The organism is Granulicella tundricola MP5ACTX9 (genome assembly GCF_000178975.2).
GTDB classification, from domain to species: domain Bacteria; phylum Acidobacteriota; class Terriglobia; order Terriglobales; family Acidobacteriaceae; genus Edaphobacter; species Edaphobacter tundricola.
Genome location: NC_015065.1, coordinates 167,036 through 187,574, shown reverse-complemented (window position 1 = coordinate 187,574; position 20,539 = coordinate 167,036). Strand labels below are relative to the sequence as shown.

The window sequence follows — 20,539 nt, the reverse complement described above, 5'->3', positions numbered from 1 at the left end:
AGGGACGGAGCCCGGCGTGCGGGACGGTCTCGTCGATACGCTTCGTGATGTGGGCGAGCAAATCGAAGTCGGTAAGTAAGCGACGGATCTTCACACAGAAACAAACTCGACGGGCGAACTGACTACGCGATCCTTGTAGGCGAGGTAGAAGCCGGCCGGCACCAGGAATACTGTGAACGCGACGGACAAGGTTAGGCCACCGATCAGTGCCTGGGCCAGGGGCGCGTACGACTCGCTGCCCTCTCCGAGTTTCAGGGCCATGGGCAGGAGTCCGATGAGGGTTGCGAGAGAGGTCATGAGGATGGGGCGAAGCCGCACGCGGCAGGAGGTGACGATGGCTTCGCGGACTTGCATGCCTTCGCTCAGAAGGTGGTGTGCGAACTCGACGATCAAGATGCTGTTTGAGAGTGCGATGCCGGCGAGCATGACAACACCCATTAAGGACATGACGTTCAGAGTGGATCCCCAGAGGAGCAACGCTACGATGACTCCTGTGATGCCGGGGGGAAGTGCAAGAAGGATGATGAACGGGTCAAGGAATGAGCGGAACTGGGCAACGAGGATCAGATAAAGCAGCAGCACGGACAGCGTCAGGCCAATCGCAAAGCTGCGGAAGGAGGCGTTCATCGATTCCACACTTCCTGACAGTTTTGCCTCGACTCCGTGGGGTAATTTTGAATCCGAGAGTATCTTTTCAATTTGCTTCGTGATGCGGCTGAGATCTTCTTCCTGAGGTCGAACGTAGACGTCCACTGCTCGACGAATCTGGGTGTGATCGAGTTCCGTGGGAGCGTTGAATTGTTGAATGTTCGCCACCATGTCCAGGCGTGTGGGCTGCGTGATGTGCTCTCCATGGAGGGGGATGGCACGGAGGTCATCAAGTGACTTCACCTGGCCTTCCTTGTACATGACGGTGAGGAAGTAGTTATTGCCGCTCTTTGGATCGATCCAAATGCTGGGAGCGATCATAGTGTTTGAGGTGAGGGCGGTGATGATATTGCTTACAACCTCTTTTTCTGTGAGGCCCAACTCGCTTGCACGCGTGCGGTCGATCGTGAGGCGAAGCGAGGGATAATCGACATCCTGTGGGATGTAGACATCGGCGACGCCGTGGATCTCGCGGACCTTGTTGGCAATGCCTTGTGCGATGTCTACGTCCTGAGTCATGTCAGACCCAGTGACACGCACGTCGATGGGGGCCGGTGAGCCCATGTTCAAGACGCCGTCAACGAGACTTCCGGAAGAGAAGAATGCCTGCAGCTCCGGCATCTGCTTCTTCATCTCTGCTTTAACTCGATCGATGTAAGTGAAGCTGCTGGTGGCGTGGTCGGGCTGGAGTGCGACTTGGAGAAACGCGGTATGCGCCGCTGAATTTGAGGAGAAGAGCGCTGAGAAGCCGGGGTCCACGCCGATATTGGAGACGATCATGCCGAGGTCATGCTTCGGCACAATGGTGCGAATGATCGATTCGAGATGGCTGGTCTCCTGCTCCGTTGCATTGATATTTGTGCCGGAGGGCGCCTTGAAGTTGATCACGAACTGCCCTGCGTCCGTCCTGGGGAAGAATGAAAGGCCCATGAGAGGGAATAGCAGCAGGCTGAGAAGGCAGCCGAGACCGCACCAGAGAAGAGTCGCGCGCGGCCATTCCAATACACGCTGCATGAGACTTTCGTAACGGACGAGCAGGCCTTCAAAGCCCCTATTGAAGCCAGCGGTGAATCTTGCGCCCAGACCTGTTTTGGAATGTGATGAAGGCGCCGGGGTAACGGGATGCTGGCTGCCAACTCCTGCTCCCAGAGCCACGGGGACGTCTCCATGAGGGCTCTTGATGAAATTGGCACAAAAGAGAGGGACGACGGTGAGCGCTACGAAGTAAGAGGCTAAGAGAGACACGACAACGGCTGAGGCCAAGGCGGTAAAGAGGAACTTGCTGACGCCGAAGAGCAAGGTTACAGGGAAGAAGACGACTACGGTCGTCAAGGTGCCGGCTAGGACCGGAAGGGCTACTTCACTGCCTCCGTTCCGAGCGGCTACGGTGGGTGATTCGCCGCCCTCAAGGTGACGGAAGATGTTCTCAAGTACGACGACCGAGTTGTCGATCAGTCGCGAGAGGGCGAGTGCAAGGCCGCCCAGCATCATGCTGTTGAGGGAGTTGCCAGCGAGATGCAGGACGAAGAACGTAGCCAGAATAGAAAGGGGGATGGAGAAGAAGACGGCGAGGGTGGCTCGCACACTTCCGAGGAAGACGAGGATCATAAGGCAGGTGAGGAAAAGACCGATGCCACCTTCGTGCACGAGGGTTTCGATGGCGGTGCGGACAAATCTCGACTGGTCAAATACAACGGCGGTCTTCAACGAGGCGGGGACGTCGTACAGTTTCTTGAGGGTCGCGCGGACACCATTAACGATGGAGATTGTGTTTGAATCGCCGCCCTGCTTGAAGATGGGAAGATAGACGGCGCGTTTTCCATCGACGTGGACTACGTTGTATTGCCTGCTGAAGGAATCCTTTGGCTCTGCTACGTCCCCAATGCGTACGGGATTCTGACCTTCCATCTTGAGGGGAACGTTGGCGATGTCATCCATCCCCTTGAGTATGGAATTGGTGTAGATGTTGTAATCGAAGCGCCCGATCTCAGCGTCACCCGCAGGTAAGACGACGTTTGCTTCGTTGACCGCGCGGACGACATCCATAGGGCTGAGCTGATTCGCCTCCAACTTGTACGGGTCGGCATACAGCATGATCTGGCGCCACTTGCCTCCGAACGGCTGTGGGACAGAAGCACCCTGGACGCTCGCCAGTTGGTTTCTGACGAAGTTTTGTGCTGTGTCTTTCAACTGGCTTTCGCTTAGCCCTTCACCGCCAAGCGTCACGAGCGCGACCGGCATGCTCGATGCATCCTGCTTGAGTACGATCGGTGGGTATGTCCCGGGAGGCATGTCATGGAGGTCCGCCATGGCGAGTGTTGAAATGGTGGCTGCGGCAGCGTCAGGATTTACACCGGTGTGGAAGTAGATCTTGATGAGACTGACGCCGGGCAGAGACCGAGATTCCATGTGATCGATGCCGCCCGCCAGCGTAAATTGCCGCTCGAGATGGTAAGTGATGTTGGTCTCGATCTGCTGAGGGGGCATACCTGAGTAGAACGTTGCGACGGCAACCACGGGAAGATCGATGGGGGGAAACATATCAACCGGCATGCTTGCCGTGCTGACCGTGCCGAGGATGGCGATGAGCAGGCAGACGACGATGATCAGATACGGATTTCGGATCGCAAATCCCGACATGGCAGGTGTTCCTCGATGTTTGTGGGTAAATCTGAATCAAGAACAACGCTTTGCTTAGGCGGGTGCCTAGCTGTGGCTGATGCTTTCCTGGTCGTATGCGGCGACGTGGGGCTCGACTTTTTCGCCTTCAGTTAGACCGCTGTGGCGGCCCACAACAACCTGCTGACCAAGCTGAAGACCGGATACGATCTCTACGCGGGTGGCGGTCTGAATACCAGTAGTCACCTTCACTTGATGAAGCTGACCATCCCGCACAATCCAAACCTGCTGTGCCCCGGTTCCCAATCCGTCGACCGCATCAAGCGGTACGCTTAGAGCGTTTGGACGGTCCGCAAGATGAAGGTGAACTTCGGCATACATGCCGGGGACCAAGGTGTTATCCGTATTTTTCACGTCGACTTCAGTCTCCATGGTGCGCGTGGAGGTTTGGAGCGAATCGGCATACCGAGTGACGGTACCTGGGAACTTCCTCCCGAGGGTGGTGACGTTGACGTCAACTGCCTGTCCGTTGTGGATCAACGAAACGGCAGACACAGGTACGGGCAACATGAGGCGTAGAACACTATTCTGTGCGAGTCTCACGACGGGCATGGCTTGCGTCTGAGACGATATGCCTGCCTGGATCATTGAGCCGGTGTTTGCATAACGTTTGGTGATGACGCCGGAAAAAGGAGCTCTGATGGTGGCGTATTGCAGCATCGCGCCGGCCCGGGAACGCTCCGAGGTGGCAACGGTCTGATTCTCCTGGGCGGCTTGAATGGCGGACTGGGCACTAGCGAGTTGGGCTGCTGCTTCTAAATCTCTCGATTGAGCTACGTCGATTTCCTGCCGTGGTACAAGTCCGACCTCTTTCTTCGATACATCCAGAATTCGCTGATAAGAGAGGTGAGCGATATCGGCCTGTGCCTTTGCGCGCCGCTCCGCAGCCTGGGCTGTAAGGATATTGGCTTGCGCGGCCGATACACCGGCTGCTGCTTTTCCTTGCTCATCCTGGAGTTCAGGTACCTCGAGGGTCGCGAGGAGATCTCCCTGCTTGACGTGATCACCGATGTCCACCCTGATGCTTCGGACGTATCCGGAGACCTTGGCCATCACATCGACATCTTGATAGGGTATGAACTCCGCGGTAAGAACCATCTCATTGGACAGGTTCTCCGTCTTGACGGCTGCAACCGGAACCACCGGGTTGTCAGTCGCGGTCGGCGGTGGCGGAGCACTGTGGCAGGAGCACAGCAGCCCGGAGCCGACCAAGGAGCAGGCGGCGAGCATATACGAGGATAGGCGCATGGCAGGATATTCCCTTCGATGATTCAATTGAGCAGTCCAGTCGCGAAGTCGAGCGTGGCACGCCGACTGAGGTAGGTATACTTCGCACCGGCAGCGGAGATCTCCGCTGAGAACTCATTCAACTGCGCCTCATTCAGTTCAACGATGCTGCCCAGACCACTGTCGTAACGTGCCTGCGCGAGATGGAGAGCCTCCCTGCTTTGAGAGACGAGCCGGGAGGTCACTGCGAGGCTTCGAAATGATTCATTCGCCTGGTACCAGGCGTCTCGCACCTGCTGTGTTACTTCAAGTTTTGTCTCTTCGACGTCACGGCTTCGCGCAGAGGCTTCGAGCTGCGCCTCACTTCGCCTGGCCGAGAAGAGACCGCCATTCAGGATGGGAATGTTCAGGTTGAATCCTGCAGCGGCGTAGCTGTCATGCAGCGTGTGATCGTGAAAAGGCAGCTCACCGGCCGATCCGAGAACATTCAAGGATGGATAGCTCAGTTTCCGTTCAGCCTTAGCGAACTGATCTGCCGCCTTCTGTTCGAGCCGAAGAGTGTTGAGGTCAGCGCGATCCTGTTGTGCCTGGCCTAGTAGCCCTTCCGGATCAGGGGGAAGGGCGGCTGGCAGCGGCTCTTCGGCGAGTGCTGCGATGACTGAATGCTGATCGCCCATTGCGGTTGTTAGTTGATCGCGCCGCTGATGGACGATGCTCTCCGCCTGAACGACTGCGAGTTCAGCTTCGCTTTCAAGAACACCTGCAAAGTTCACATCGAGCGTGGAGCGGAGCTGGCTTTGGGCGAGTGCGCCAACCTGTCTGGAGATGAGAGCCCGGTTGCCCTGGGCCTCATGCGCGGCCTTCAAGACAGCCTCCGCTCCAAGCACCTGATAGTAGGCATCTCTTACGTTGAGGCGGATTTGTGCGCGGGTGAGAGTGGCGAACTCGCCCTGAGCTTCCGCAGTCCGCTTCGCACTGCTGACCAGCGCACTTGTTCTTCCGAAGTCAGTCACAAGCTGCGTAAGATTGCCACCATAAGCAAAACGGTTTGAGATGGCGGATGTCGTGATGTTTCCCGCCGCGGTCGAGGTGCCGGTATCTGCGACAAGAACACCTGTCGCGTTGAAAGCGAGGACTGGTAGAAGTCCCGCTCTACTTTCACGAATGCGTTCCTGGTAGGCTTTCGCTCTCAGTTGGGCAGCTTGGATTCTCGGCTGGTTCTTGATCGCTTGATCTTCTACCTGTGCGAGAGTGAGCACCACATCGGAGGGGGTAAGCGTAGCCTGAGCCAGGGGGCTCGCTTGCAAGCGGACCGGAGCTTGGCCCCACAGAAGAAACACATTGAAGAACATCAGGCTTACCTGTATGACGAGGGTGCGGGCTCTAGTTCCGAACATCAATAGACCACCTTTGCCGGAGTGGCGGCCGCCTTCAGGACTTCCGTATAGTGCATCTCGACCATTCCGTCCGTGACGAGCTCCAGGAGTTGTGGCAGTAATGCACGCACGCGCTCTTCCTCGTCTACGAAAAGGATCAGTACGGGAAGGTGTTCTCCTCGTACTGAGCCAGCACCGTAGACGTGCAGCCTTCCGTGAGATCCGAAACCCGCGTAAGGACGGTAGACGGTTGCACCCGCGATGAAATGGTCCTGAAGAAGACTCAGGACGGCATCATGAAGAAAGCCGCCGGGCGAATCGATATCTTCATTCAGGTGTACGGAGACTTTGAGTGCTGGTCCTGGTTTGAGCATCTGTCCTCTCTGAATCAAGCCGGTAGATCAACACTAGCGAGAAACTGAGGTGAGCCACCTTACATCTTTCTGACATGTCGGCTTGGGCGAGGACTCCGCAGTTCAGTGGCTGACTAACCATGACGATGTCAGGAAAACGTAAGATTTCGACCGTCTTCCAAATGCTCAACTGAATACGTTGAGAAACGGGAGACTAACCATGCGGATTGCTAACGTTGTACTTGGAATAGGTGTAGCCACTGCTTCAGTGGCTTTTGCGCAAGCGTATCCGGAGGGACCATTTAGCCCCTCTTCCACCATTCCCATTGCCTTCAGCAAGACTGTCGATGCAAACAAGGCTCATGTGGGGGATATTGTTCTGGCGAGAACCATGCAGCCAATCCAAAGGGCGAATGGCGAGATCATCCCGGCCGGTGCAAAGGTGACCGGGCATGTAACTGCCGCAAATGCCTTCGCTTTCAATCGCACCCCATACGCGATTCAGACGGCATCTACTTTGGCGGTTCACTTCGATTTGATCAGCACGGCATCAACTTCGTATCCGCTGAATGTCTATGTACGGGCGATGGCCGATCCGATCAACTCATGGGATGCTCGCAAGCCCAAACCCAGTGATGAAGATGAAGACGGAACCCTGACCCAGGTAGGAGGGGAGTTATTCAAACCCCATCAAGGCGAGGTCATCAATACGGACGAGGATGTCGTTGGCTATAGTCGCCACGGCAATATTGTCGCCCACCTTATTGCATCTCAAGGTAATTCCCCCAGTGGATGTGGCAGCGGCACAACGGAGCAACCGGTGGCAATCTTTTCTGCCAATGCCTGCGGGCTTTACGGCTTCAGTGGGACAAACCTTGTCAGCAGCGGACGCTCGGAGGATGCGTCCACGGTAACTCTGTCGGCTCGCCGAAACGCTGCTGTGATATCGAAGAATACTACAGCGTTGCTCGAGGTTCTTCCTGACAGGCTGTCAAACGACTCGTTGCATGGCCAGTAATTTGTGAGTATTTCGGGAACTAGATTAACTTCAAGACATCGTCAAGGTCCTGCATCAGTTCACCGCAATCCTCAATGCCAATCGACATGCGAATAAGATCGGATGGAATCGCTCTGGAAGATTGCAGGTCTACCGGTGTGCTTGCATGGGACATCTTGATGGGGATACCGATCGTGGAATTGACACTTCCAAAGCTGACAGCGATGGCAAACAGGCGCAGGTTCTCCGCAATTGCTTTTGCTGCTTGAGGAGAACCTGCCTGAAAGCTGATCACAGAACCCGCCCCTCGAGCTTGGAGCTTTTGTGTGGCTGAACTTGGATGATCCGGCAGCCCGGGATAGTAGACCCGGCTGACCTTTGGGTGCTCAGACAGCTGCGCAGCGATCTGGCCTGCGCTGCTTTGCTGAGCATCCATACGGAGTTTGAGGGTCTTGAGACCACGCAGGAGCAGGAAGCAGTCGAAGGGACCGAGGGCGGTCCCTTCAGCATTCTGGACTGAGTAAATCTGTGCCGCGAGTGCTTCATCTTTTACAACAACGGCCCCTCCGGTCACATCACTGTGCCCGCCGAGAAACTTGGTTGCTGAATGGATGACAATGTCAGCCCCGAGTTCCAGAGGATTTTGTAGGTACGGTGACATCGTGCTGTTGTCCACACACAGATGAAGACCGTTTTCATGCGCGATTCTGGCCGATGCTTGCAGATCGATGACACGCAGAAGGGGATTCGTCGGCGATTCCACATAGACGAGCCGCGTTGCGGGGGATATCTGGCTCGCAAGGATCTCCGGATTGGAAGCGTCGACATACCGAACGGCAACGCCGGAATGGTCTTTGAGTTGTTGGAATAAACGTGTTGCGCCTCCATAGAGGTCCCAATCAGCCAGGATCTCATCCCCCGGCTTCAGAAGACGCGTTACCGTCGCGATGGCGGCCATGCCACTCGAAAAACAAAAGGCACGTATACCATTTTCAAGACGAGCTAACTGGTCTTCCAGGACTCTTCTGGTTGGATTGCCGCTACGTGAGTAGTCGTACGGGCCGAAACTATCGCCGAAATCCTGCTCGAAAGTGGCCGTTTGATAGATGGGCGTCGCCATGGGGTGAAACGGGTCTCCAGGAGACACGTCATAGTGAACGAGTTTCGTAGCAAACTTCATTCAGCACCGCCAAAGATGGCTTCAAATGCCTGCTCAAAATCAGCGATCAAATCCTGTGGAGCTTCAAGTCCCACTGACAAGCGAATCAATTGATCTGAGATTCCAAGCCGCGCTCTCAACTCGACAGTGAGGTCACAGTGCGATGCTGTTGCAGGATTGGTAATGAGCGTTTCTACGCTGCCGAGGCTTTCTGCACACGTGCACAGCTTCAACGCTTTCATGAAATGCAGCGACTCGGACGTGGTTGCTTTGAGCTCAAAGGACAACATTCCGCCAAAGCCGGACTGCTGTTTTTTTGCGAGTTCCCTTTGTGGAAACGATTCAAGGCCCGGATAATTCACGCGCAAGACTCTCGGATGCCGCTCCAGCCACTGAGCCACTTGACCAGCATGAGCACAATGCATTGCGAGACGCGCAGGCAGCGTCTTGATTCCTTGAATGGTCAACCAAGCATCGAAGGGCGCTTGGATCGTACCGAGCGTTTTGCGAACAAGCCTGAGACGTTCCGTAAGGGCCACATCATGGGTCGCAAGGGATCCTCCGATGGTCGCGTTATGCCCGTCAATATACTTGGTTGTTGAAAGCATCGAGATGTCTGCGCCCAAGGATAAGCAGTTCTGAAGCAGCGGTGTAAGGAAGGTGTTGTCGACCGCGAGCTTTATATTTGGACGCGTGTGCGCGAGCTCCGCGAGTCCGTGGACATCCGATAATCTCAAGGTTGGATTGGCTGGAGTTTCAGCGAAGATGAGTCGGGTTTCCGGTCTGATTGCCTGCTCTACTGCTTTCAGATTCGCTGTATCGACAAACGTATAGTCGATTGCGAAGTTGCCGAGAACCTGCTCGAAAAGCCTCGTAGTGCCCCCATAAATGACCTCTGACAGGAGTACGTGGTCGCCCGCCTTCAACATGGCAAGGCAGAGAGTCGTGATGGCTGCCATGCCTGAGCGAAAACAGAGAGCCGATTCCGACCCTTCTATGGCTGCAATCGATTGCTCGAGTGCATTGACCGTTGGGTTGGCTCCTCTGGAGTAGCCATAGCCTTTGGTTACGCCGACACTTTCATGGATGTACGTTGCGGTCTGGTGGATCGGGAAGAGGATGGAGTTGGACTGGCTCTCGTAAACACGGTTGGAGTGGATGACAAGAGTAGAGGGCTGAAATGCTGGACGATCGGACACCGGATTCTCCTTCTGAGTGCTGGGCTTCAATAGACACACGTCTTCGGCAGTTGCTTTGGCCCCGGACGGCTGCTCAGAGAACAAAGGTTATCTTGCTCTAATCTGGCCTTACGCCGCCCGGGGCACACATAGCCATGAGGTCTAGTGCGAATCGGGGTGGAACGTTCATCGTCACCTTGTCTTACGCTGCTGCCTCTATACTCTCCGATTCCAGTCTATCGCTGCAACAAAGCTGATTGGGACGCGGAGATGTACGATCTGTGACCTTATGACCGGTTGATTCCTGAAGGCGTTGGCACGAAGAGGGGACGAGACAGCAGTCCAATTGCGGGGTACGGTCACGTCATGACGGTCCTCTTCTTTATTGTTGTCGGTGCATCGTCATCGAAGGGGGTTGTCAACGGATTTTCATCCACCAGGACGTACTTGTTGTGGTTGATGGCGTAGACAACGGTCGTTCCATTGAGAGTGAAATGCCCTGTATCGGTGTCGAGTGCGGTGTACGTTGAGGGAGCGGTGACACCGAACTGCAGTAGATTGCTGGTTCTGGTTCCGACGTTGAGGTCGAGGGTTGAGGTTGCGGTATCGTCTCCATGCTACTGAATGAATCCAGCGCTATCGATGCTGGCGACTGCGCTCGCGGGAGCGGAGCCATAGACATAGGTAGCGGTGAAGGTGTTTGCCGAGTCCTGCGTAGCCGGTCTCCAGGATGGTTGCCGAGGAGAGATTAAAAGTAAGCAAAGAAGGTTGCGAGTGAGTCGGCGAAATATGGCATGCCCAAGGAAGTGCGCTGCTTCCGGAGATACTTGGCTCGGGTTGAGATTCATAAAAACGTCGGGACGAAAGTGATCTCTTGAACTTGCGAGGGGAGCGGAGGTCTTAACTCATGTGTCAGGTATGTCCCATTTCACTTTTTGGGCGACAAGTCTCAGCTTAGACCGCGTTAGCTCCTGGCCTCCGTGAAATGTCCCTAGAGGAACCGCCGCGACCGAATTACGGATTTTGGGGATGGAGACGCTCGAGCAAGCTAATCTTCTGTGGCTATGGGTGGTTGTCAATGTGCATCGCTTCGACGACAGCCGGAAAAACTGAGCTACCAGTAGTCCGCCGCCACAACCACCGGGGGGCCGAACTGATCGTTGATAATCTGCGTGCGGAAGACCACCTCGAGATTGCGGCCGGACCAGGATCGTGGCGCCGCTGCCGTAATCTGACCTGCCAGCGCGGGATCAGCGAGCAGTCGTATCCCAGCCGCAGTCCCATTCTGGCCCAGCCCCGCAACGATCATGACTGGACGCCCGGTCATCGTATCCGTCTGACGAGCTACAATGCCGAAGTCCTGCTGCACCTGAGCAAACGGCTGATTCAGGTCGATCGACCATCCAGTGTCATTTGTGCGCGGCTTTCCTGCTATTTCGAAGGTCATCGTCTCACCCTTGCGAACGACTCCATACGGCAGTTGCTGCAGTAGGCGCATCGTCCAGGGGTTGTCGACTGCGCCAATGAGGATGGTTGGCCCGCTCTGCAGATCTTGAAAGCTAGCGTCCGAGGACAGCAGCACGCTGTATCGCTTATTCCGCTGCTCCAGCAGACTAACCAGACGAGTCAGCGTGACGGTGTCCGTGAAGTCAACCAGACGATTGTCGCGCAGATGCGAGATGACCGTGGTGCGCGCAGTCTCTTCGTCATGGGGAGCAGGTCGGCTTTGGAAAGGTCTGGAATCACCAGCGCAACGCGGTTGCCATCTGTAAGCAGCGGAGCCCACAGATCGTGGGTATTTGCCGTGGCCGCCGCGCGGCGGTAGTTGTAGAACATCACCCCGCCCAGGAGAGCCAGCGAGACGGCCACAGCAGCCATGCACCAGAGCAAAGGCTGGCCGAACTTCCGGCGTGCCTGCAGGGATTCCTGCGCCGGCAACATTGACGGCATAGCGACCACATTGAAAGGAGCGGGATGCGTCGCGGGCAGTGCGACGATCTCCGCAGTGTTCTTGGCCGGCCAGGTGAAGGCCGGGATGTAGGAGCCTGGGCGCAAGTGGATGTGAACCTCCGCTGCGTGCTCGGGCTGCTGGTAATACTGTGCCAGGCGCTTGCGGACTTCGGCGGCCGTCAGCCTGACGGTAGGGTCCAGATTGGTGTCGTAGTGCGGAACGCGGCCGAAGACCTCGGTGCCGATCGTCCGTTCTTTCAGCTCTTCCTCGCCGCCACGCAGCGTCGATTCAACGACGTAGCGCAGGAACGCCGGATAGCGTTTGCTCTGCCGGAAGAGCGGACTGGCAAGCAGGTTGTTGAGCTCCGCCAGCACCTCTTCGCGCTGAAGATCGCTCAGGGATGAGGCGAGGGCGGCTTCATCCGTCGGCCACATGCGACCCTCCCTTTCACTCTTATCGTAACAAACGATTTTATACGTACGGCCTAAGTGGCTTATTGCAAGCTACTTACCAATTGCTACAGAGCCTCTACCGTATACTGCCTAGCAAAGGGTTCCATGTTGGCACATGCTTATACCGTTTGTAGGAATGAAAAGGTGCAGGTATGAAATTGAAGTACTTCGGACGCAAGGGATTGGCGCTGATCTCGCTCGCACTCCCCATTGCTGCAGTGGCGCAGGCAGCCCCGCAGCACGCGTGGGACCAGAAAGCTCTCAGCTCCGGCGAGCGCGCCGCGCTGGTGCTCAAGCAGATGACGCTCGACGAAAAGATTGCGTTCATCCACGGCTACGGCATGCCGATTGAGCCCGGTGCCGATGCCCTGAGCAACGGCGGAGCCGGCGGCAACGTGGGAGTGCCGCGTCTCGGCATCCCGCGCATTGAGATGGCCGATGCAGCCTATGGCGTCACCCGCAGCGCACCGAACGGACGTTATGCCACCGCGCTGCCCAGCGTACTGGCCGCGACGAGCAGTTGGGAACCCAAGTCGGCTTACGCCTACGGTGCACTCATCGGCACTGAACTTCGCCAACAGGGCTACAACATGACCCTGGGCGGCGGTGTGAATCTCACCCGCGAACCGCGCGACGGCCGCACCTTTGAGTATGCCGGGGAGGACCCGCTCCTGGCCGGCACCATGGACGGCAACCTCATGCGCGGCGAGCAGGACCAGCACGTCCTCGGCGATATCAAACACTACGCCATCAACGACCAGGAGGACGGCCGCTTCGCCGTCAACGCAGAGATCGACAAGCGCTCCATGCGCGAGAGCGACCTGCTCGCCTTCCAGATCGCGCTTGAGATCGCTCACCCCAGCGCGGTGATGTGTTCGTACAACCGTGTCAACAGCGTTTATTCTTGTGAAAACGATTACTTACTGCACGACGTGCTGAAGGGTGATTTCCACTTTGACGGCTTCGTCATCTCTGATTGGGGCGGCACGCACAGCACCGCCAAGGCCTCGCACGCCGGGCTCGACATGGAGCAGCCAGAGGACTTCTTCTACGGCGCTGAGATGAAGAAGCAGGTCCAGGCCGGCACGGTCCCCATGGCGGAGCTGGACGACCACGTTCTGCGTATCCTCCGTGCGGAGTTCGCCAGCGGCGTTGTGGATGATCCACCGCAAAAGGGAGTGGTCGACGCCGATCATGGAAACAACGTCGCCCAGACACTGGCTGAGAAGAGCATCGTCCTGCTCAAGAACGATCACAGCATCCTCCCACTGGACGCCTCAAAGCCAATGACGATCGCCGTCATCGGCAGCCATGCCGATGTGGCCATCATTGGCGGCGGTGGCTCCGCGCAGGTGGACCCTCCGGGCGGCTCGCCCGTGCCTCCGCCGCCTCCGGGCAACGGTGTCTTCGACGCTCTCATCCGCCCAGCCTGGTTCCGCGATTCACCCCTCAAGGCGATCCAGGCCGAGTTCCCCAAGGCCCACGTCGTCTATGCCTCCGGGGACGACATCGCCGCCGCGGCCTCGCTGGCGCATAGCGCGGACGTGGCTCTGGTCTTCGGCTCACAATGGTCAGCCGAATCCCTGGACCTCAAGACCCTGGACCTCGGCCCGGACCAGGACGCCCTGATCGCCGCGGTGGGCAAGGCTAACCCGCGCACCATCGCCATCGTCGAGTCGGGCGGCCCCATCGTCATGCCTTGGCATGACCAGGTCGGCGGCATCGTTGAAGCCTGGTTCCCCGGCATCCGCGGCGCAGAGGCCTTGGCCAGCATCCTCTCCGGCGCGGTCAACCCATCGGCTAAACTCCCCGTCAGCTTCCCTCTCACTGAGGCAGACCTGCCGCACCCGAAGCTCAACACCCCACCCGCAGCGTCCGAGCCGCATATCAACAAGGGCGATACCCTCCACGACGTCATGAAGGAGCTGGGCGACGGTCTGCCCACCTTCCCCATGGTCTACGACGAAAAGTTGAAGGTCGGCTACAAGTGGTACGACGCTGAGCATACCAACGTCCTCTTCCCCTTCGGCCACGGCCTCTCATACACCACATACGCATACTCCGGTCTGTCGGTCGAACGCACCGCAACTGGCCTGACGATTCACTTCACCGTGCAGAATACCGGTAAGCGCGCCGGGGACGAGATCGCCCAGGTTTACGCGGCTCTTCCCGCCTCAGCCGGTGAGCCGCCGCACCGTCTCGTCGGCTGGTCCCGTCTCGCACTTGCGCCGGGTGAAAGCAAGCTGGCCACGATCACCGTCGACCGCCGCATGCTGTCTATCTTCGACGAGAAGCAGAACGCCTTCAGCCTCCTCCCCGGCTCGTATCAACTCCTGGTCGGCGCCTCTTCGCGCGATCTTGGCTTGAAACAGGAGATCTCACTGAAATAACTTGCCCGGGCAGGTGAGCACACAACGGTGTTCGCCTGCCTGGGCTTTTCCGCCGGCACCCCGGCCGGCAAAGAAAGAAGAACGAACCATGTACCCTGTTGCACCGAATGGAGACCACGCACGCCGTGGCCTCAAGCCCCTGCTTTCCCTTTTTTTGCTCTTCCTCGCTCTCCCCGCTTTTGCCCAGCAAAGCAGCACGAGCGTCCAATCCGCCGCGCAGTCCGCCCACGATGAGAGTGTCACCAAGCCCGTCGCGGTCGACTATGAACATCCTGGTGGCCGTGATATCGAAGACCTCAACATGCGCGGCACCTACCTGAAGCTGCCACCGTTCTCAGAGACGGTCATCGGCCTCGACAACCCGCTGCGCCAGGACCTTGCGCGGCACGGCATCGGCTTCCTGGATATTGATGACGATGAGTTCACCTACAACACCACGACGCCTCCGGTCCCTCTCGCTCAGCAGACCTTCACCGGCCAGCGCCCCACCTGGAAGAGCTCGCACTACCCCATGCTCCACCTGGGATCTTCGCCAGCTTGGCGTCCGCGGCGGACAGCTTGAGATCATGGGCACCATCCAGAAGATTAGTTGGAACGCCGGCGGCCCAAACGCCATCGAGTTCGGCAACATCTCTTACTATCAGAGCCTGTTTCATGGCAATCTCGAGCTGAAGGGCGGTTACATCGATAACGACTTTGAGTACGTCGGCACGGCCATCGGTGGCCAGGCGTCCTCGGGTTCGCTCGGCGTCTTCGCGTCGCTTCCGTTTGAGGTTGGCATGTCGTACCTGCCCATGACCACGCCCGCCTTCAACGCCAACATTCACTATCCGCACCACATCTACACCAAGCTTGGCGTGCAGCGTTCGATGGACCCCAAAGGCGGCGTCACGGAGGCTGCCCGCGACACCATCGGACTGCGCTTCGCGCCCAAGGGCGACGGCGTCCTCACCATTTACGAGGCCGGGTACCAGCATGAAGCGGACGCCCACGACCATCAGATGTGGCTGCGCGGCGGCTATATGTACAACACCACGCACTTCACCAATAATCGGACCGGCGGTGTAAGCACCAACAATCGCCTGGTCTACCTGCTCGCTGACCGTCAGCTTTGGCAGACCGATCGCGCTCAGCGCTTCCGCGGCCTTTATGCTGGCTTCACGGCGATGAACGCTCCTGCGCAGCAGAACGCCTACTCGCAGTATTACGAGGCGCGCGTCTACATGCGTGCTCCCTTCCACAGCCGGCCCGCTGACATGGCGAGCATCGTCAGCTCCCACACCACCTACAGCCCCTTCGTGAAATATCAGGCCGTCGCCGCCCATCAGACCTATTGGAACAGCGCCACAAGCCTGACAGGCAGCTATACCTTCCGCTTCGCGCGCGGTGTCTACTTCTCGCCCGGTCTCAGCTATACCAACGGCCCGGAGATCACGCCCAGGGCGAAGAGCTCGCTCAACCTGCTGACGCAGTTCGGAGTCTTCTTCTAACTGTCTAATGCCCGCATTTGAGGATGCAGATTTTCTGAACATCAGAAGGAGACACTAGCGGACGAGTTCTTTACCGCATCGCCGCACAGCCCAACGAGTCCGCGATCGATCGCTTTGTCAGTTGAGCAAGAAGCCATCGTCAAGCGATCCTTCGACGACAGCCGCGCATCTGGTGGTCGGCCAGCAGCGCCGCGAAGTGAGAGTCCGTCACCCCGCTCGGCACGAAGCGCAGCTAAATCAACTTATTGATCGCATCGCCGATGAGGACCAGCAACGTACCGGGCTCCCCGCGCTGCTTGAGCCAGCGGGGGGAGCCTTCCGCCCGCATCGCTCCTCCTAGGAGAACCTGGGTTATGACAAGAGTCCCAGAAAGTTGTCCAACACTTACAGGGTAATATCTCTGGCAACAAGATAAAGATATTGTCCAGACATTTGTGCGACAACCTCTTCTTCATATCGGCCTAAGATAGTAATGTTCTCAGCCTGAGAGATTACTTCGCAGGACCCGTCTCATAAAGCGCAGATCCAGTCGACTATCGCGATCAGCTTGCACGGTGTGTCGATGGTGGATCCACACAAAGTCGTTTACGCAGGAAGATCATCGCGCCAGCTAGAAAAGGAACGGAATGACCATCCTCTGGAGATTCAAGGAACTGTTGAAAGATCTCCTCCTTGGAAAAGTCAGGCCCGCACAGAAGTTCTTTCTTGGGCTGGAAGCGCCGCAGAAGGAAATTACCGTTTGGTTGCATGGGAGAGATGCTCCGCTCGACGTGACGAATCATCATTCACTCGCATGCGCCAGCCCGTTTATCATTTGTGTGGCCTTTGAGAAAGGCACCAAGTTAAAGGAGCGAGAGTTACAAGTCCTCTCACTTCATTTTTGCGAGCGAGAAAACAGTCGCCGCTTACTCGGTAGGATTGGCCTCAAGTACAACGGCATGTCTCTTCCCACCAAGGGTCCTAACCTTTATTTTTTTCAGGTATCAAGTGCTAGCAGCTATTGCCTTCCGCTAATAAACCTGTGGATGTTTTATCTTCAGCTCCGGTACAGAAACTGGCGTTATCCTAGTCCCCCGAACACTATTACTTTACCGTCCTTGCAGATGCGCGCTATGAATATACTGTTCATCTGCCCTCGTCCGATTGGACTTGCCAGTGCGGAAGAGGGCTCCCGGGGGAATATGTTTCCCATGAATGTGATGGGACAACTCGATCATGGCTACTTCGGCTTCGGCCTCAAGGAGGCTCGGTCGCCTTCACGTCTGGTCGCTCGTGCAAGGAGGGTTGCGTTGAGCACTATTCCGATGCAGCACGGAGATCTCGGGTATAAGCTTGGTCCCAACCATTCCAAGAAGACTGGCATCGATTGGATTGACCTTCCCTTCGCAACCAAGCGCTCGCGTAGATATGGCATTCCCATCCCGGAGTTTGCTCTTCACGTTCGAGAGATGGAGGTGGAAGTGATGAAAAAACTCGGTTCGCACATCTTTTTCGTAGGCAGGATCGTGGAGGAGGAAAGATTTTCACAATGGGCAGAATGGTGTGTCATTCACGGGCACTATCAGACTTGGCGACTTAGAAGCCGACCCGTCGAGATCGAGTTTTCGATTGCGGAAGACGCTCGCATTAAGCGCGGCCTGATCGCTGAGAGTGGACTCATCTAATGAATCAACAATCTCAGAAGCATGTGAGGTTGACAAGCTTTAGCAGATAGAAGGCTGCCCAATCATCGGAAAGATCATGGCATATAGGAAGATTCTGCGACAACTGGCAAAGAGGGCTATCTTCGGCGGCGAGCGCCTGCCCGCCCGCTTCTTTCTTTCTCAAGTAGAACCGCAGCAGGAAGTTGTTGTCTGGCTTCTCGTAGGCAACAAGTCCATTGACGTGACAAAGCGCCATTGTCAGGCATCCGGTCTGCCGTTCACGATTTGTATAGAATTCACGCGCGGTAGTGTGCCTACGGCGAGTCTAAGATCCAAGCTTAGATTGCGCTTGTGCGAAAAGGGTGGTGCGCATCGAATTCTCAGTGAGGTCAAGCTCGACTACCGGCAGGTAATTGAATGTGGTGAGTCAGAGTTTCTACTCTTTAACTCTACGAAATCCATCAACTTTTGTCTTCCCTGGTTCAGAATCTGGAGCCAAAACCTATGGCATAGTTATGTTGATTCGCACAGAAACAGTAAGATCAGGGTTCCTGCTGCGCAGTGGCGTGCCATTGTTGCCACGTTCTCTTGTCCGCGTCCTGTCTCGCTCGTCAGCGTCGCCGACGACGATGGACATGGGAATATCTATCCGCTGAATGTAATGGGAGATCTGGGACGGAATTATTTTGGTTTTTGTCTCAAGCATGATTACCTCCCTGAGAAGTTCGTTCAGCGGACCGGTCGTATCGTGCTGAGCAGCGTTCCCATGAAGCAAGCCCCGATTGCCTACATGTTAGGGCCCAATCATAACTGTCCCACCGTCGACTGGAAGCGGCTTCCCTTTGCCACGAGACCCTCTCAGATCTTCAGGATTCCGGTGCCCGTGTTTGCGTGCAGAGTTCGTGAACTGCAGGTTGAACGCATACTGCGGCTCGGTTATCACACCTTCTTCCTGAGTCGGGTCTTATCAGATGAACGCCTGGCGAGTGTGCCGGAACTGTGCGTGGCGCACGGTTTCTATGAAGATTGGCGGGTGAGGAATCTTGGAGTCGATAAACTACAAGCCACTGCTGAAGATTTGTATGTCCGCTCTCCAATATCTCGAGAGGTAGCGGAATTGATTTCGCGAGACTCCACTTATATCACTAAGAGTTGAGATTTACATTGGCGAGGTACGTATCAGATGCCGGAGGTTAGTCTCATTTTTAGAGTGACGAGCGAGTTGAACTCATTTTGATGTATCCCGACAATCAGGTGACAATGAGGAGACGATCCCGTGACACCGTTGATCGCTGTTCCCGGTAGGCTTGTCACATGGTGCTTCCAATCTTAAACACTATGACCGCTAGGTCCATTCAGTCGGCGCAGCGAATATCGGTCGCGGCGATCCTTTTCTGTGCAGTGCGGTATGGGCTCGCGCAGGACACCCCTTTTCTCTCCGGTGGAGTCGGTTTTCTAACGGCTACCAATGCGGGCAAGACAACTTATATTCCTACCATCCAGCCTCTCCTGGCTGCTCCAATAGGGCCGCACCTCCTCATCGAGTCTCGCGCCGCGCTGGTTGAGTCCTTCTCTCCCGCCGCTGATGGTAAATATGATCATAATCACTTCATCGCCCTCACTTATCTTCAAGGCGATTACACTGTCTCGTCCCATCTAACTGTGGTTGGTGGCAGCTTTCTGCTTCCCTTTGGAACTTACAACGAGCGTCTCACGCCCATTTGGATCAGTAACTTCTCGGATGCACCTCTCAATTTCAATTTGGGCCAAATGTCTTCCGCGATTGGGACGGGTGGGATGCTCCGCGGTTCGGCCATTTCGCGTCGTAAATACTCTATTGACTACGCTGCTTTCTTCTCCAGCCGAGTGGGCAACCAGCAGTTTGCTGCAACTCGTGCGTCCGGTGGACGGGCGAGCCTCTACCTTCCGGAGAAGCGACTTGAGATCGGTTTCTCTTATGACCGCTCGCTTCAAGGCATCCACGAGAACTTCTATGGCATGCACGTATGGTGGGAGCCGAAGGATACGGCGTTTCGTCTTCGGTCGGAGTTTACGCGCGGTCACCATGCACAAGGTTACTGGATAGAGGGCGACTATCGCTTACAAAAACTAGGTGGATCGGACAGTTGGATTGGGCGCATAGAACCTGTGATCCGCATGCAACAAACGTTCCGGCGAGATACGCTTGTCAGCGACGGCTTACCATTGGTCAACACGGAGCGCATTGACTTAGGTTTGGACTACAACCTACCACACAACACTAGGATTCTCACCAGCTACGCACGGCAGTTCTCAGCCGCCGGCAACGAAAACGTCTGGGAAACTGGGATTGTCTACCGCTTTCTCTTCCCAGCATGGAAAGGAAAATAGTCATGCGCTTGCTTAAGTTCTCGCTTGCCGTTACCGCTATGATGTCGAGCTCCGTTCTCCTGTGGGCCGCAACGCAGAGTCAGGCAGCCGCTGGCCAGGCTGCCAAGAAACCTGTGACCACGTCTCGGCCTGCTCAGCAACCTCAAGATGATGGTGATCAAATATTTCAGCAACAGTGCTCCCGTTGTCATAATGCGCCCGAGGGTTTTTCTCCGCGGATCTCGGGTACTATCGCACGCCATATGCGGATACGCGCTTCGCTCAGTAAGCACGAAGAAGAGCAGTTACTCCATTTTCTCAACCCATAGAACTAATTATCGAATGCAAGGCAGGCCGTAAAATCTTCTGTGTCGGCCTTCGCGGCTGTCTTGTGGCGTACAGCTTGCGCCAACCGGACACTTGGTTGGCGTTAAGTCCTTGAATCTAGCCCACGACCGCAAGCGATACACTGGCTGGCGGATCGCTTCTACAATCAATTTCTTCCTCGCCGTGGTTCTAAACACGCCGTGCCATCTTGTTCGCACCATCCGTCAGCGATATCTATCTTTCCCTCTAAAGTGGCGTCATTTCCTGAAGCGGGAGGCTCAGGAGAACGCCGAAACCGGGAGAGCAGTCCAATGACACTA

At 56.4% G+C, this 20,539-nt stretch carries 15 protein-coding genes; 7 read left to right on the top strand and 8 right to left on the bottom strand.

Annotated features, from left to right (window positions below):
- Window positions 1–90: 90 nt before the first annotated feature.
- From ACIX9_RS21015 to ACIX9_RS21000, 4 genes are all read right to left on the bottom strand, one after another.
- Complete coding sequence (locus ACIX9_RS21015; protein WP_013582202.1) at window positions 91–3,288, bottom strand: efflux RND transporter permease subunit; 3,198 nt, start codon at window positions 3,286–3,288, stop codon at window positions 91–93.
- Between the two features lie 66 nt (window positions 3,289–3,354).
- Complete coding sequence (locus ACIX9_RS21010) at window positions 3,355–4,557, bottom strand: efflux RND transporter periplasmic adaptor subunit (protein ID WP_232298913.1); 1,203 nt, start codon at window positions 4,555–4,557, stop codon at window positions 3,355–3,357.
- 41 nt (window positions 4,558–4,598) lie between these two features.
- Entirely contained in the window at window positions 4,599–5,951 is a 1,353-nt protein-coding gene (locus ACIX9_RS21005) for a TolC family protein (protein ID WP_013582200.1), read from the bottom strand.
- Window positions 5,951–6,304: a DUF190 domain-containing protein gene (locus tag ACIX9_RS21000; protein ID WP_013582199.1), complete on the bottom strand. Its 354-nt coding sequence runs from the start codon at window positions 6,302–6,304 to the stop codon at window positions 5,951–5,953. The genes ACIX9_RS21005 and ACIX9_RS21000 overlap by 1 nt, the downstream gene beginning before the upstream one ends.
- A gap of 199 nt (window positions 6,305–6,503) precedes the next feature.
- On the opposite strand from ACIX9_RS21000, the gene ACIX9_RS20995 reads away from it, so the two are divergent.
- Window positions 6,504–7,301 carry a hypothetical protein gene (locus tag ACIX9_RS20995; protein WP_013582198.1) on the top strand — a complete coding sequence of 266 codons (798 nt, stop codon included), beginning with the start codon at window positions 6,504–6,506 and terminating at the stop codon, window positions 7,299–7,301.
- A 19-nt stretch (window positions 7,302–7,320) separates the two neighbouring features.
- Here ACIX9_RS20995 and ACIX9_RS20990 read toward each other — a convergent pair whose 3' ends face one another.
- From ACIX9_RS20990 to ACIX9_RS20975, 4 genes are all read right to left on the bottom strand, one after another.
- Window positions 7,321–8,460 (bottom strand): trans-sulfuration enzyme family protein, encoded by a 1,140-nt coding sequence (locus ACIX9_RS20990; RefSeq protein ID WP_013582197.1) that lies wholly within the window; start codon window positions 8,458–8,460, stop codon window positions 7,321–7,323.
- On the bottom strand, window positions 8,457–9,638 hold the full coding sequence (locus ACIX9_RS20985) for a trans-sulfuration enzyme family protein (protein WP_013582196.1): 1,182 nt from the start codon (window positions 9,636–9,638) through the stop codon (window positions 8,457–8,459). Before ACIX9_RS20985 ends, ACIX9_RS20990 begins: the two co-directional genes overlap by 4 nt.
- A 1,093-nt stretch (window positions 9,639–10,731) precedes the next feature.
- On the bottom strand, window positions 10,732–11,199 hold the full coding sequence (locus tag ACIX9_RS20980; protein WP_041598096.1) for a hypothetical protein: 468 nt from the start codon (window positions 11,197–11,199) through the stop codon (window positions 10,732–10,734).
- A gap of 44 nt (window positions 11,200–11,243) precedes the next feature.
- Complete coding sequence (locus ACIX9_RS20975) at window positions 11,244–12,002, bottom strand: hypothetical protein (RefSeq protein ID WP_041598095.1); 759 nt, start codon at window positions 12,000–12,002, stop codon at window positions 11,244–11,246.
- A 170-nt stretch (window positions 12,003–12,172) separates the two neighbouring features.
- On the opposite strand from ACIX9_RS20975, the gene ACIX9_RS20970 reads away from it, so the two are divergent.
- The 6 genes from ACIX9_RS20970 (at window position 12,173) to ACIX9_RS20945 (ending at window position 19,913) form a co-directional block, all read left to right on the top strand.
- Window positions 12,173–14,410 (top strand): beta-glucosidase family protein, encoded by a 2,238-nt coding sequence (locus tag ACIX9_RS20970; protein ID WP_013582195.1) that lies wholly within the window; start codon window positions 12,173–12,175, stop codon window positions 14,408–14,410.
- 88 nt (window positions 14,411–14,498) lie between these two features.
- Window positions 14,499–14,972, top strand: a complete 474-nt coding sequence (locus tag ACIX9_RS20965; protein WP_041598094.1) for a hypothetical protein — start codon at window positions 14,499–14,501, stop codon at window positions 14,970–14,972.
- A 4-nt stretch (window positions 14,973–14,976) separates the two neighbouring features.
- Complete coding sequence (locus ACIX9_RS20960) at window positions 14,977–15,900, top strand: carbohydrate porin (RefSeq protein ID WP_041598093.1); 924 nt, start codon at window positions 14,977–14,979, stop codon at window positions 15,898–15,900.
- 626 nt (window positions 15,901–16,526) lie between these two features.
- Window positions 16,527–17,564, top strand: a complete 1,038-nt coding sequence (locus tag ACIX9_RS20955) for a hypothetical protein (protein ID WP_013582193.1) — start codon at window positions 16,527–16,529, stop codon at window positions 17,562–17,564.
- 76 nt (window positions 17,565–17,640) lie between these two features.
- The gene (locus tag ACIX9_RS20950; protein WP_013582192.1) at window positions 17,641–18,699 is read left to right on the top strand and encodes a hypothetical protein; all 1,059 of its coding nucleotides are present in this window, start codon (window positions 17,641–17,643) and stop codon (window positions 18,697–18,699) included.
- 158 nt (window positions 18,700–18,857) lie between these two features.
- Window positions 18,858–19,913: a hypothetical protein gene (locus ACIX9_RS20945; RefSeq protein ID WP_013582191.1), complete on the top strand. Its 1,056-nt coding sequence runs from the start codon at window positions 18,858–18,860 to the stop codon at window positions 19,911–19,913.
- Window positions 19,914–20,539 lie beyond the last annotated feature (626 nt).

Excerpts from the sequence above, each read along its gene's own strand:
- ACIX9_RS21015 (WP_013582202.1), bottom strand. The coding sequence starts at position 3,288 with ATGTCGGGATTTGCGATCCGAAATCCGTATCTGATCATCGTCGTCTGC.
- ACIX9_RS21010 (WP_232298913.1), bottom strand. The coding sequence starts at position 4,557 with ATGCTCGCCGCCTGCTCCTTGGTCGGCTCCGGGCTGCTGTGCTCCTGC.
- ACIX9_RS21005 (WP_013582200.1), bottom strand. The coding sequence starts at position 5,951 with ATGTTCGGAACTAGAGCCCGCACCCTCGTCATACAGGTAAGCCTGATG.
- ACIX9_RS21000 (WP_013582199.1), bottom strand. The coding sequence starts at position 6,304 with ATGCTCAAACCAGGACCAGCACTCAAAGTCTCCGTACACCTGAATGAA.
- ACIX9_RS20995 (WP_013582198.1), top strand. The coding sequence starts at position 6,504 with ATGCGGATTGCTAACGTTGTACTTGGAATAGGTGTAGCCACTGCTTCA.
- ACIX9_RS20990 (WP_013582197.1), bottom strand. The coding sequence starts at position 8,460 with ATGAAGTTTGCTACGAAACTCGTTCACTATGACGTGTCTCCTGGAGAC.
- ACIX9_RS20975 (WP_041598095.1), bottom strand. The coding sequence starts at position 12,002 with ATGTGGCCGACGGATGAAGCCGCCCTCGCCTCATCCCTGAGCGATCTT.
- ACIX9_RS20970 (WP_013582195.1), top strand. The coding sequence starts at position 12,173 with ATGAAATTGAAGTACTTCGGACGCAAGGGATTGGCGCTGATCTCGCTC.
- ACIX9_RS20965 (WP_041598094.1), top strand. The coding sequence starts at position 14,499 with ATGTACCCTGTTGCACCGAATGGAGACCACGCACGCCGTGGCCTCAAG.
- ACIX9_RS20960 (WP_041598093.1), top strand. The coding sequence starts at position 14,977 with ATGGGCACCATCCAGAAGATTAGTTGGAACGCCGGCGGCCCAAACGCC.
- ACIX9_RS20955 (WP_013582193.1), top strand. The coding sequence starts at position 16,527 with ATGACCATCCTCTGGAGATTCAAGGAACTGTTGAAAGATCTCCTCCTT.
- ACIX9_RS20950 (WP_013582192.1), top strand. The coding sequence starts at position 17,641 with ATGGCATATAGGAAGATTCTGCGACAACTGGCAAAGAGGGCTATCTTC.
- ACIX9_RS20945 (WP_013582191.1), top strand. The coding sequence starts at position 18,858 with ATGGTGCTTCCAATCTTAAACACTATGACCGCTAGGTCCATTCAGTCG.